Origin of the sequence: Eubacterium sp. AF16-48 (assembly GCF_003479405.1) — a bacterium.
GTDB classification, from domain to species: domain Bacteria; phylum Bacillota; class Clostridia; order Lachnospirales; family Lachnospiraceae; genus Eubacterium_G; species Eubacterium_G segne.
The window spans coordinates 179,069-191,626 of sequence record NZ_QUHB01000005.1; the positions used below are offsets into that span (position 1 = coordinate 179,069).

Below are 12,558 nucleotides of genomic sequence, written 5' to 3' on the forward strand. Positions count from 1 at the left end.
CCATATAACTTATCTAAAAGTTAATTTATTATCTCTAGGGTATCCCTTCCCACTTTGCATGTCAAATACAAAATTTTCACTCCGGCTTCTTTTGCCTCCTGTAATGCCACACCAAATTCAGGATGAGTATCTATATTAGGACGTACTTCATTAATTCCTTCCATCTGAATCACAAATGCTATTGCACATTCATAACCCGCCCTTTTTGCCTTAATTAATTCTCTTAAATGCTTAATTCCCCTTGTGGTAGGTGCATCAGGGAAATATCCTATTCCATCTATTTCCAAGGTGCATCCCTTTACTTCCATAAGATATTCCTGATTTCCTTTTCTCATATAAAAGTCAATTCTGGAATCTCCGTATTTATACTCTGGCTTAATGTAATCATAATCCTTTGTTTCTAACCACTCTTTCACTACCTTGTTTGGTGCCTGACTATCCATATTAATCCAACCAAAATTTTTCTTATATACAGCCACTAAGTCATATAAAGTCTTCCTATTTGGATTGTCAGAAACCTCCAGCCTTACAGGAGTTTTAGGAATCAACAATTCCTTACAACGCCCTGTATTTTTTACATGCACGGTATTTACAACTCCTTCTATATCAACATGGGCAATAAACCTGTTAGGACGGTCAATAAATATTCCCTCAACAATTTCTCTATACCTCACCAATTGTTCTCCCTGCCATTTTTATAACAACATTGCCTGAATGTTCCACATCGGCATCCTACTGTAAACGGCTCAATCAAACTTGCCACCTACTGTAACCTTATGTCCTGTATTAGGTCCATGCATAAATACCGCAACATCAGTTCCGCATACACTTGAATAAATGTTTCTAACAAGTACATCATTATCCCTTACTTCCGGCAATGGAATTTCTCTAATCTCTACTTTCTCTTTTCCTAAATAAATACCTGCTTTCATAAATAACTCCTGTTTTGATAACATTATCTTAAAGAAAATTAACGTATATGTCTAATATAGACATACTTATTTTGTTAAGAATAATATCCCAAAAATAATTTTAATGCAACTATTCAGCCTTTTATTGTATAATAGCTACGCTTCCCTGAGCCTTATCTTTTTTAACAATTATCTTACGGTCAATGCGCTCTTTTAATTCACCAACATGGGATATTATGCCCACCAACCGGTTTCCTTCCGTCAGGGAATTAAGTGCATTTATTGCCTGATTGAGAGACTCTTCATCTAATGAACCAAAACCTTCGTCCACAAAAAGAGTATCGAGTCTAATTCCCCCGGCGGAAGCATGGATTTCATCAGAGAGCCCTAACGCCAGTGAAAGTGATGCCTTAAAAGCTTCCCCTCCCGAAAGAGTTCTCACGCTTCTATTGGTTCCATTATAATGGTCAATTACCCACAAATCCAATCCACTTTGACTTCTCTGATTATCTGCCTCTTCTGCTCTTTTTAATTCATACTGTCCTGATGACATCGTAAGAAATCTAATATTAGCTCTATTTATAATCCTGTCAAAATAATGCATTTGAATGTACGTTTCTAGCAAAATTTTATCCTTACCGTTAATCCCTCCGTTAGCAGTGTCTGAAAGAGATTTAATCATAGTCCATTTTTCCTGTGCCTCTTTCATTGCCCTGTACTTAACTTTTATGGCATCTTTGATGTTCTCATTAACTTTAATCCTTGTGCTGATTACGTTTATTGCATCTAACAGATTCTTCCTCTCTTTTACTAAATCATTCCTTTTTTCTGACAATTCATCTGTAGGAGAAATTTCCGCACCCCTTAGCTGCTCATCAATCATCTTTATGGTATTTTCTGCCTTTTCAATTTCTGTTTTACAGTTCTGAAAATCCCTGTCAGCTTTTTTGTAATTCTCCTCCATTTTTATAAGCAAATCCCTTAATTCACTTAAGTGTTGTACAGCTTCTTCCCTTGTGCTGAAGCTGAGGCTCTCTTTTATCTGGGTAAGCTTGGCATTTATACCCTCAAAAGCAATTTTGCATTCAGACTTTTTATTGCCTGCATCTTTTAACTTATGCTTTATATTCTCAAGCTTCTTCTCATTTTCAGGTATATTTTCTTCTAACTTATTTTTTTCCTTTACCTTTTCATTTATTAACTTAAGTTCTGCTGCAAAGCTAAGTGACTCCTTACTTAAATCCTCATATTTTTCATGTATTAATTCTCTTATAATCTTAATATTTTCTTCCTTATATTCAAGGATTTTTCCCCCATCTTTAAGGATATTTTCCTTTAAAAGTTTAACTTCACTGCCTTTATTTCCTGCTGCAAGACTGGCATTCGCCGTATTTTCTTCCTTTAGCTTAAGACCTGCCTTTTCTTCATCAAGTTCCCTTCTTGAAGGTGCATTTTTAACAGGTTCAGCTTTATGAGGATGAGTAGTTGAACCGCATACCGGACAAGCCTTACCCTCTTCAAGTTCACTTGCCATAATTCCTGCCTGCTGGTTAAAAAACAACAGCTCCCTTTCTTCGTAATGTTTCCTTGCCTCTTCCAAAATTTCCGCAGCTTCCTTATATTTCTCCTGAAAATCTTTAAGCTGTACCAAATTTCTATCATATCTGTTAAGCAATTCAACAAAATTATCAATATCATCTATTTTTTTTGTCGTTTTATTTATTTCCCCCTGTAAAGCAATTTTTTCTTCTCCTGCGTTTTTTATTGTATTTAAACGCTCCCTGTCCGTTGAAATAACTTCTTCTAAATTTTGTAGGTAATCATTTAATAATATCTCCTGATTCTCCCAGTGGAAAATTTTTTCCTTTTCCTCACTCCACTGTGTCTGTAAGCTTCCCATTGCCTCATACTCCGGCAATTTTTCCTCATCTTTTCTTATATCAAATTCCAGTTTTTTCCGCTTTGGTTTCTTAGACTCTTCCTCCTGAAGAATTTCTTCTAATTTTCCAAAGGCATCCCTGTTTTTCTTAAGAAGAAGTAACGCCCTGTTTTTCTGCCCGATAGCCTCATTAATTCTTTTTATTTCTCCTATTTTTTCATCTATTCCCGCTGTTTCCTTTTCATTCTTTTCCATTAATTTCTGCTGTTTTGATAATAACTCACTGTCAGTTTCCACTAATTTGTTAATAACATCTGTTATTTCATCAATATTATTAGCTCCGGATTCTATTAAATTACCGGCACGGGTTCCTAATTCACTGTTATTATCATACATAAGACCTGATAAGGATTGATTTATTGCTGACTCTTCCCTGTCATATTCTTCCTTTACGGATTTTTCCTGTACCTTTAGCTTGTCCTGAATGGTCTTGTAAATCCCGGTATTAAAAATCTGCCTGAAAATTTTAATTCTGTCATCTGTTTTTGCCAGCAAAAGTTTTAAAAAATCTCCCTGGGCAATCATTGCCACCTGAGAAAACTGCTCTCTGTTAAGGCCGATAAGCTCCTGAACAGCCCTGGTAACCTCCTTAGTTTTTGTTACCACATTTCTTGAGTCCGGGTACTCCAAAAAGGCATCAGCCACCTGCTTTGTCATTCCCTCTCCACGCTTTGATTTTCTCATATATTCAGGATTTCTTCTTACCTTATATATCAGGTTTCTGTACTCAAATTCCATTTCCACAAAAGTTTCCGTATCTTCTTTTGCGTACTTACTTCTAAACATTGTGGTTTCCCTGTTTTCTCCGCTTGCCTCCCCATAAAGGGCAAAAACAATGGCATCAAAAATGGTGGTTTTTCCGGCTCCTGTATCTCCTGTTATGAGATAAATTCCCTTCTTACCTAATTTTTCAAAATCTATTACCTGACAGCCTGCATAAGGGCCAAAGGCTGAAATTGTTAATTTAATTGGTCTCATTACTCATTTACCTCCCACACATCTTTAATTAATTTGTCCATAAAATCAGCCTGCTCACGGCTCATAGGCTGGTTGTTTTGAAGTTCATAAAATTCCTTAAATAAATCAAGGGGCTGTTTTTTCTCCACATTTTCCACACCTTTTATTTCATTATTACTTCTTGTTCTTGTGTTGTCATAATCTAATTTCATAATATTAGGATAAACCGTTCTAAGAAGCTCCATGGCATGTAAAACGTCCTGTTCATCCGTTAATGTCACATGGGCATAATCCATTCTGTCAATATCCTTATAAAAATCCTTAGACATAATTTCCTGATATTTGCCTTTTATTTCAATCATGTCATGTTTTGGAATCAGAGGCACTTTCTCTAGGGTAATATTCCCCTTTTCCTTCATATCCACAATAAGGGCTGTTTTTTGATGCCTTGCCTCAGAAAAAGAATATTTAAGAGGAGTTCCTGAATATCTTACAAATTCACTTTTTATATGCTGGGGGCTATGTAAATGACCTAATGCCACATAATCAAATCTCTTAAAATTTTCTACACTTACTTCATCAATGCCTCCCACAGACACTTCTTCTGAATCACACCTGTCTGCTCCCCTTACAAACTGATGGGCAATCAAAAGATTTCTCTCACTTTCGTCCACCTTAGTTTGCTCCATAACATATGCCATTGCACTGTCATAACTGTCAATGTCAGCCTCCTCATAAACGTGTTTTACCATTGCCGGCTTAATAAAAGGCAGCATATATATGTTAATTTCACCATATTCATCTTTTATTTTATGGGTTTCCACATTTCCACTAAAAGGCTTTGACATATAAACTCCGCTTTGGCTTATAAGTTCAGCCCCAAAGCCTATTCTTTCCTGACTGTCATGATTTCCACTTATAACGAAAACCTTCAGATTTCTTTTTGCCAGACTATTTAGAAAACTGTTTAACACCGTCACTGCCTCCGCTGATGGCACCGGCTTGTCATACACATCCCCTGCAATAAGAACTGCCTCAATTTTTTTCTCATCTATTATATTTAGTATTTTATCAAATATGAATTTCTGATCCTCAATCAATGAAAATTCATTTAATCTTTTTCCTATATGCAAATCTGCCAAATGAAGAAATCTCATAAGCCCTCCTTAATATTTTGTGGATTTCACTACTTTTACGGCTATACTAACATCGCCACTATGATGTGTCAATAATGGCGCAAAACGTAATGAGCATACTATGTTGACAGACCTAATTTTTAGTGCTATCATTCATCACAGGAAAGTTTAAAGTGTTTCAAAAAACTTAATTTAATTTAGAGATTGGAGGATTTAAACATGAAAAAATTTATGATTGGTGATTTGATTTTAGCTATAATATGTACAATTTCTTATTTGATGCGCATTCCACATCATATGAGTACCCTGACTTCTTCTTCGAGTGTACATTCAACCATTACCCAGACCATTCCACTAAGTACTACTGAAATGATATTTGGTGCTTTTGCGGTTTTTGTTTTAGTCAACATTCCAAATATTTTCTTAATATTGAAGAAATCAATACTTAAAGTAACTAAAAGTAATTAATTTTTAAGTAAAGGCGATGTCTGTTGTGTTTTTACAGCTTTCATCGTCTTTTTTATATGTGTATTTTTATAATTGATTTTTCCCCTCTTAATGATAAGATTAAATTATAAGTTTGTGATGTAAAGGAAAGGATTTTTTATGAATATACGCTTTTATAATGGAACTATTTTAACTTTAGAAGATACCACTGCTGACGAAAATGGCTGTCTTCCTCTTTTGTCCGGGGAAGTGTGGGTCTTTGATGACACCATTGGTTTTGTGGGAAACCCTGCAACGGACAAAACAGTTTCTAAACTCCATCCCCAGATAAAATGGGACAAGGAAATTAATCTCAATGGAAATCTTATTATGCCGGGGTTTAAGGATGCCCATACCCATTCTGCCATGACATTTTTGCGCTCTTATGCAGATGATTTGCCTTTAGACAAATGGCTTAACGAGAAGGTATTTCCTATGGAAGCCAAGCTTACTGATGACAAAATATATGAGTATAGCAAAATTGCCATTAAAGAATATCTCACATCAGGAATCACTGCCAATTTTGATATGTACATCAGCCCTGACCCTGTTATTCAGGCATCTGTTGACATGGGATTTAGAACTGTTATGACCGGAGGATTAAACGACTTTACCCAGTCTGTCCCGGAAATTGAGGAATGTTACAAAAAATACAACGGCTACAACGACCTTATATCTTATGAATTGGGATTCCACGCAGAGTATACCTGTAGCGAAGGGCTTTTAAAGGATTTGTCGGCTCTTGCCAATAAGCTTCAGGCTCCTGTTTTCTGCCACAATTCCGAGACTCAGAAAGAAGTAGCAGAATGTGTTAAAAGATATGGCATGACACCTACTGTTTATTTAGACAACATTGGTATGTTTAACTACGGTGGAGGTGGCTATCACTGCGTTCATATGACCGACTCCGACATAAATGTTTTTGAAAAAAGAGGTATGTCCATTGTTTTGAATCCTGCTTCTAATTTAAAGCTTGCCAGCGGAATTGCTCCTGTCAGTCTTTTTATGAAAAAAGGAATAAACCTTGCCCTTGGCACTGACGGGCCTGCCAGCAACAATGCATTAGATATGTTCAGGGAAATGTTTTTAACTACTGCTCTTGCCAAGTACCGGGAAAATGACGCTTCGGCAGTAGATGCCAATGAGGTACTTAAAATGGCTACTTTAGGTGGTGCCAAAGCTATGGGTCTTCGTAACTGTGACACATTAAGTCGTGGAAAAAAAGCTGACTTAATCGTAATCGATTTAAGCCAGCCTAATATGCAACCAATAAACAACATTACCAAGAATCTTGTATATAGCGGTTCAAAAATAAATGTTATTTTAACAATGATTAACGGAAATATTTTGTACCAAGTGTAGCTGCCATTACAGCTTTTATAGTATGCATCCTGTTTTCTGCCTCGTCAAAAACAACAGAATTTTCAGATTCAAATACTTCATCTGTAACTTCCATTTCAGTAAGTCCGAATTTTTTGTTGATTTCCTTACCGATTTTGGTATCCAGATCGTGGAAAGCAGGAAGACAATGCATAAATACAACATCATCACCGGCATTCTTAATTAAATCCATTGTAACACGGTATGGAAGAAGATCATTTATTCTCTCTTCCCAAACTTCATCAGGCTCACCCATTGAAACCCACACATCAGTGTAAATGGCATTAGCTTCCTTAGTTGCCACCATAGGATCTTCCTCAAATTCAATAACTGCTCCTGTTTCTTTTGCTATAGCCTGGCACTGTTCTACCAGTTCTTTATTTGGCCAGTATTTCTTTGGTGCACATGCCACAAAATGCATTCCCATTTTGGCACATCCTACCATAAGTGAATTTCCCATATTGTAACGGGCATCTCCCATATATACAAACTTAAGTCCCTGCAATTTTCCAAACTTTTCACGCAGTGTTAAAAAGTCAGCTAAAATCTGTGTAGGATGAAATTCATTGGTAAGACCGTTCCATACAGGAACTCCTGCATATTTTGCCAATTCTTCTACTATATCCTGACCGAATCCACGATATTCAATACCGTCAAACATTCTGCCTAAAACTCTTGCTGTATCAGCAATACTTTCTTTCTTACCTATTTGTGAACCTGTCGGGTCTAAGTATGTAACTCCCATTCCCAAATCATGGGCTGCCACTTCAAAAGAACATCTTGTACGTGTACTTGTTTTTTCAAAAATAACTGCAATATTTTTTCCCTTAAACACGTCAACTAATTCTCCGGCTTTCTTTTTCTTCTTAAGGTCAGCTGCCAAATCAATAAGCTCTTCTATCTCTTCAGGTGTAAAATCCAGTAACTTTAAAAAATGTCTTCCTGTAAAATCTGTCTTCATTATTAACCTTCTTTCCACAAACTAATCATTTGTTTTTGTATTTTTATTTTTATAATCTTTAATATACTCTACTATATTAATACTCTTTCCTGATTTATTCAATGTTGGCGGAGTATTTAATCTATGTTTAACATTCTTCTGAAGGCTTTCCATAATGGCATCACGCTTCTCTTCTAACTCCTTCAACTGCTTTGCTATTCTCTCAGCTGATTCTTCCCTGACACCGGCAATCCTCTCACGGCTGTTCTCTGTTGCTGCCGCTATTTTTTCACGACTGCTTTCTGTAGCTGCTGCTATTTTCTCACGGCTGTCAGCGGTTTTTTCATCAAGAATTTCCATGCCTTCTTCTGCCTTTTCAGCAACAGTTATGGCTGAATTTCCCACAACATCTTTTAACTGATCTCCAACTGCATGCAGACTTTCTGCCAATTTGTCCAATTGTCCCAGACTTTTATTAATTCCAATGAGGTTTTTAAGGGTTACAATCATGTCCACCACAAACACCACGCCACATACCACTACAATAATAACCTGTATTTGAAATGGTATCTTCTTAACTACAGCCATAATGGGGTGATGTACAAATTTTACTGCAAATACAACTGCCATGCCCCACATAAAACTAAAGGCAAGGCACACATATCCACCTATGTTAAATTTTTCGTCGGAATAATCCCACCATCTCATATGAAATATTTTGTCAAGAATCCATCCTCCAAACAATTCCACTGCCGAGCAAATCACCATTCCTCCCAAAAACAGCAACCAGATGTTTTTCTCCACAGGCAAAAGTGCCAGCAAAACTCCTATCATGCCACATCCGTATATGGGACAAACCGGTCCGTTTAAAAATCCTCTGTTGGTGACCTTTCCTGCGGTAACAGCCACAAAAGCCACTTCCACGCACCAGCCTAAAAAGCTGTAAATAAAAAACAATAATGCAATCTCACTAAAAGAAAACATGCTTTACCCTCCTTGATACTCATATATCGTATGATACCATAAAAAGGGGGATATTGCACTAACTTCTACCTACAGTTTATCGACCTTTAAATTATAATCCACCAATAGCCAATTTGCCCGAAACAGTCGCATTATCTGCCAAAATGAAGCACCTCTTAAATTGTATTCATAAAGTAATTCAATTTTTGCCTTAATGCTCCTTGCGTCCTCAAACCACACTTCGTGGTCTACGCCATCCTTCGTATACCTGAAATATGGTGTCTGCCCAACTTCGTCAAATAAAATTTCAGCATTATTTTCCACTGCAATTTGCACTGCCTGAGCATTTCCAATAGTTTCAGCTTTCGTAACGTCCTTTTCATAGGGAAGAGCCCAGTCATAACCGTAATTAGGTATTCCCATATTGATTTTTTCAGAGGGAATTGCCGTCACCGCATAATCTAAAACCCGCCTGATTTTATCAACCGGTGCCACCGCCATAGGCTCGCTATATGTATATCCCCACTCATATGTCATAACCAACACGCTATTTGCCACTCTTCCCAAAGCCTCATAATCCTTTCCCTCATATAAAAGTCCCGGCTGGTCAGCACTGGTTTTTGGTGCCAAATCCACCGAAACCGTAAATCCCTGTTCATTCATTTTCTCCGTTGCCCTCTCAACAAACCTTACAAAAGCCTCCCTATCCTCTGCCTTTATGTATTCAAAATCAATATCCAGTCCCAGAAAACCCTTTTCGTTCATTATTTCCAACAGGTTGTCTAGCAACACTTCCACTATATCTTCATTTTGAATAACATCAGAAATCAGATTATTGTTAAACATGCCTGTTTCATCAAAGGGTGTCAAAGTCAGTATAGGTGCTGCATTGTAGTTATATGAGGCTTCAATCATGAATCCATCATCTATTGGGGGATATATAACCTCCCCTTCTCTTGTAAATCCATAGGAAAAAACCGCCATTCCCGACAATGACGGGAGACTTTGCTCTAAAACATAATTGCTTATAAATGGATATGCGAACCCTCTTATAACCGCCTCTCTTCTGTTTTCACGTATTCCTCCTGTATCAATTAATAATGCCTGACCCACTGCCAAAGGGTACGGATACACCAATTGATTGTCATAAATAATCGATTCCACACTTACCCCATATGCACCGGCAATGCTATCTACATTATCTCCTGATTTTACAACATATATTTCCATAGTAATTACAGCCTTTTTTAATAAATATATGTTGGAAAAATTTGAATAATGCAGATAATGGTGGGAACATTTCACGGTTATGGCAATATGCGGGCGGTTGCTTTCCTCCTTCCACGCAAAAAGCTGCCACTTTACAAATCCTAAATTTGTAAAGCAACAGCTTTTTCTTCATTTAATTATATTTAATTCCTCAAACCACCAGTCTATATCCACATCTTTTGCATTACTTAAAAATCATGTGATATAACTGTGTAAGATACCCCTGTACCGGGAATGTCATTGCAAATACCAGTGACACAATTGTCATAAGTTTTATAAGGATGTTAATTGAAGGACCTGATGTATCCTTAAAAGGATCACCTACAGTGTCACCAACAACTGCTGCCTTGTGAGCCTCGCTACCCTTTCCTCCGGCAAAACCACCTTCAATAAATTTCTTTGCATTATCCCATGCACCACCTGAGTTAGCCATAAATATAGCCATCATAACACCACAAACTAATGCTCCGCAAAGCATTCCACCAAGCGCTGCTGCTCCAAGAAGATATCCTACAACTAACGGTGTAACAACTGCCATAACTCCCGGAAGAATCATTTCATGAAGTGCTGCCTGAGTAGAAATACCTACGCACTTTTTATAATCAGGCTTTGAAGTTCCTGCAAGGATTCCCTTGTCAGCCTTAAACTGTCTTCTAACTTCCTCAATCATTTTGTTTGCGGCTTTGCCTACAGAACTCATGGTAAGAGCAGAGAACATAAATGGAAGCATTCCACCTATTAATAAGCCGGCAACAACTGATGCTGAAAGAATATTGATACTGCCAAGTCCTGCAACTTCAGCATATGAAACAAACAATGACAAAGCTGTAAGTGCTGCTGAACCAATGGCAAAACCTTTTCCAATAGCCGCTGTTGTATTTCCTACTGAGTCAAGTTTATCAGTAATATCTCTTACGCTTTCGTCAAGTCCTGACATTTCAGCAATACCACCTGCATTATCGGCAATAGGACCATAGGCATCAACTGCAATTGTCATACCTGTAGTTGATAACATACCAACTGCTGCTAAGGCTATACCGTACATTCCAAAGAATGCATAAGCTGATAAAACACCTAAAACAATAAATAAAATAGGAATAGCTGTTGACTTCATTCCCACTGACAAACCACTAATAATATTTGTAGCAGAACCTGTTTTTGAGCTTTCTGCAATTTCCTTAACGCTCTTGTATTTATCTGATGTGTACATTTCTGTAACTTTACCAATAGCTGTACCAACTATCAAACCTGCTAAAATGGCAAAGAAAGCTTTGAAATCTCCAAAGAAATAATAGCTGAAAATAGCTGATGCAATTATCTCTATCACTGTTGCACCATATTCACCTAAGTTCAATGCTTTCTGTGGGTCTGAACCTTCTTTTCCTCTAACGAAAAATGTAGCAATTACAGATGCAAGAACACCAACTGCTGCAATTACCAATGGGAAAATAATGTGAGCTGTCCCAAAATTGTTCTTTCCTGCCACAACTGATGCAACTGCCAATGTAACTACTGAAACAATTGCTCCAACGTAACTTTCAAAAAGGTCAGCTCCCATACCTGCAACGTCACCTACGTTATCACCAACATTGTCTGCAATAACTGCCGGGTTTCTTGGGTCATCCTCAGGAATACCTGCCTCAACCTTACCTACAAGGTCAGCTCCTACGTCAGCAGCCTTTGTATAAATACCACCACCAACTCTGGCAAAAAGTGCAATTGATGAAGCACCAAGGCTGAATCCTGTTAATATACTAACTGCTTCATTTGTAAAACCTGTAGTGTTCATAACAATAATTAAAATAACACTAAGCCCTAAAATACCAAATCCTACAACGCAAAGTCCCATAACGGCACCACCTGCAAAAGCTATTGATAATGCCTTGTTCATTCCACTTTCCTTTGCTGCATTTGCTGTACGTACATTAGCCTTTGTAGCTACATTCATTCCAACATATCCGGCAAGTGTGGAAAGAACTGCACCAATGATGAAACATACTGCTGTAAGCCAGTCGATTCCAACTCCCAAAACAACGAATAAAATTGCCACGAATATAATCAATATTTTATACTCTGCAAAAAGAAAAGCCCTTGCACCTTCAGCAATGGCATCTGAAATTTCTTTCATTTTGTCATTTCCTGCATTACTGTGTCCTATCTGTGTTGCCTTTATAAATGCAAATATTACTGCAATTATTCCTGCGACAGGTGCCAAATAAATAAGATTATTCACTAAAATTTCCTCCTTTTCAAAATCGTTCTCTCAAACAATAATAAAAATATATTAAAGCTTATTTTTTGTTCGTTAAAAAAATAACAAACTTTACACTATTTTTTTACCTTACCATTTATGTTCACATAAATCAATACACAATTTTATAAAAAAAGTAAATTTTTTCACCACAACAGGTGAAACACACCTTTTTCCTTATACTTTTAATACTCATATTATATTATGTTATTAATTGCAATAATTTATAAATTATTCTTTTTTTATGTATCCGTTTATATGACCGGTGCAAATATGCTGACTTGTAAAAGTAAATTCCGTGTGAAAGACTAAATTCCACACCCTGT

At 37.0% G+C, this 12,558-nt stretch carries 10 protein-coding genes; 2 read left to right on the plus strand and 8 right to left on the minus strand.

The features are described 5' to 3' along the window. Positions 1-20: 20 nt before the first annotated feature. From sfsA to DWW68_RS07860, 4 genes are all read right to left on the minus strand, one after another. The gene (gene sfsA / locus DWW68_RS07845; RefSeq protein ID WP_118589207.1) at positions 21-674 is read right to left on the minus strand and encodes a DNA/RNA nuclease SfsA; all 654 of its coding nucleotides are present in this window, start codon (positions 672-674) and stop codon (positions 21-23) included. 72 nt (positions 675-746) lie between these two features. Beyond that, the gene (locus DWW68_RS07850; protein ID WP_021952685.1) at positions 747-932 is read right to left on the minus strand and encodes a chlorophyll synthesis pathway BchC; all 186 of its coding nucleotides are present in this window, start codon (positions 930-932) and stop codon (positions 747-749) included. Between the two features lie 121 nt (positions 933-1,053). Next, positions 1,054-3,828, minus strand: coding sequence for an SMC family ATPase (locus tag DWW68_RS07855; RefSeq protein WP_118589206.1), 2,775 nt, complete (start codon positions 3,826-3,828; stop codon positions 1,054-1,056). Further along, a complete protein-coding gene (locus tag DWW68_RS07860; protein WP_118589205.1) occupies positions 3,828-4,964 on the minus strand; it encodes an exonuclease SbcCD subunit D in 1,137 nt (378 codons plus the stop codon). The genes DWW68_RS07855 and DWW68_RS07860 overlap by 1 nt, the downstream gene beginning before the upstream one ends. Before the next feature lie 198 nt (positions 4,965-5,162). Between DWW68_RS07860 and DWW68_RS07865 the strand changes: the two genes are divergently transcribed. Beyond that, positions 5,163-5,411 carry a hypothetical protein gene (locus DWW68_RS07865; RefSeq protein WP_118589204.1) on the plus strand — a complete coding sequence of 83 codons (249 nt, stop codon included), beginning with the start codon at positions 5,163-5,165 and terminating at the stop codon, positions 5,409-5,411. 138 nt (positions 5,412-5,549) lie between these two features. After that, a complete protein-coding gene (locus tag DWW68_RS07870) occupies positions 5,550-6,791 on the plus strand; it encodes an amidohydrolase (RefSeq protein WP_118589203.1) in 1,242 nt (413 codons plus the stop codon). On the opposite strand, the gene argF is transcribed toward DWW68_RS07870, so the two are convergent. The 4 genes from argF to DWW68_RS07890 all read right to left on the minus strand — a co-directional run bounded on the left by argF (position 6,763) and on the right by DWW68_RS07890 (position 12,214). Continuing rightward, on the minus strand, positions 6,763-7,770 hold the full coding sequence (gene argF / locus DWW68_RS07875; protein WP_021952680.1) for an ornithine carbamoyltransferase: 1,008 nt from the start codon (positions 7,768-7,770) through the stop codon (positions 6,763-6,765). The two genes, DWW68_RS07870 and argF, sit on opposite strands and share 29 nt — an antisense overlap. 21 nt (positions 7,771-7,791) lie before the next feature. Continuing rightward, positions 7,792-8,733: a hypothetical protein gene (locus DWW68_RS07880; protein WP_118589202.1), complete on the minus strand. Its 942-nt coding sequence runs from the start codon at positions 8,731-8,733 to the stop codon at positions 7,792-7,794. A 69-nt stretch (positions 8,734-8,802) separates the two neighbouring features. Next, on the minus strand, positions 8,803-9,942 hold the full coding sequence (locus DWW68_RS07885; protein WP_118589303.1) for a glycosyl hydrolase family 18 protein: 1,140 nt from the start codon (positions 9,940-9,942) through the stop codon (positions 8,803-8,805). A 223-nt stretch (positions 9,943-10,165) separates the two neighbouring features. Beyond that, positions 10,166-12,214, minus strand: a complete 2,049-nt coding sequence (locus DWW68_RS07890) for a sodium-translocating pyrophosphatase (RefSeq protein WP_021952677.1) — start codon at positions 12,212-12,214, stop codon at positions 10,166-10,168. Between the last annotated feature and the right edge of the window lie 344 nt (positions 12,215-12,558).

What these genes read in the sequence shown, in the direction of transcription:
- DWW68_RS07850 (WP_021952685.1), bottom strand. Translation starts at nt 932, where the DNA reads ATGAAAGCAGGTATTTATTTAGGAAAAGAGAAAGTAGAGATTAGAGAA.
- DWW68_RS07855 (WP_118589206.1), bottom strand. Translation starts at nt 3,828, where the DNA reads ATGAGACCAATTAAATTAACAATTTCAGCCTTTGGCCCTTATGCAGGC.
- DWW68_RS07860 (WP_118589205.1), bottom strand. Translation starts at nt 4,964, where the DNA reads ATGAGATTTCTTCATTTGGCAGATTTGCATATAGGAAAAAGATTAAAT.
- DWW68_RS07865 (WP_118589204.1), top strand. Translation starts at nt 5,163, where the DNA reads ATGAAAAAATTTATGATTGGTGATTTGATTTTAGCTATAATATGTACA.
- DWW68_RS07870 (WP_118589203.1), top strand. Translation starts at nt 5,550, where the DNA reads ATGAATATACGCTTTTATAATGGAACTATTTTAACTTTAGAAGATACC.
- argF (WP_021952680.1), bottom strand. Translation starts at nt 7,770, where the DNA reads ATGAAGACAGATTTTACAGGAAGACATTTTTTAAAGTTACTGGATTTT.
- DWW68_RS07880 (WP_118589202.1), bottom strand. Translation starts at nt 8,733, where the DNA reads ATGTTTTCTTTTAGTGAGATTGCATTATTGTTTTTTATTTACAGCTTT.
- DWW68_RS07885 (WP_118589303.1), bottom strand. Translation starts at nt 9,942, where the DNA reads ATGGAAATATATGTTGTAAAATCAGGAGATAATGTAGATAGCATTGCC.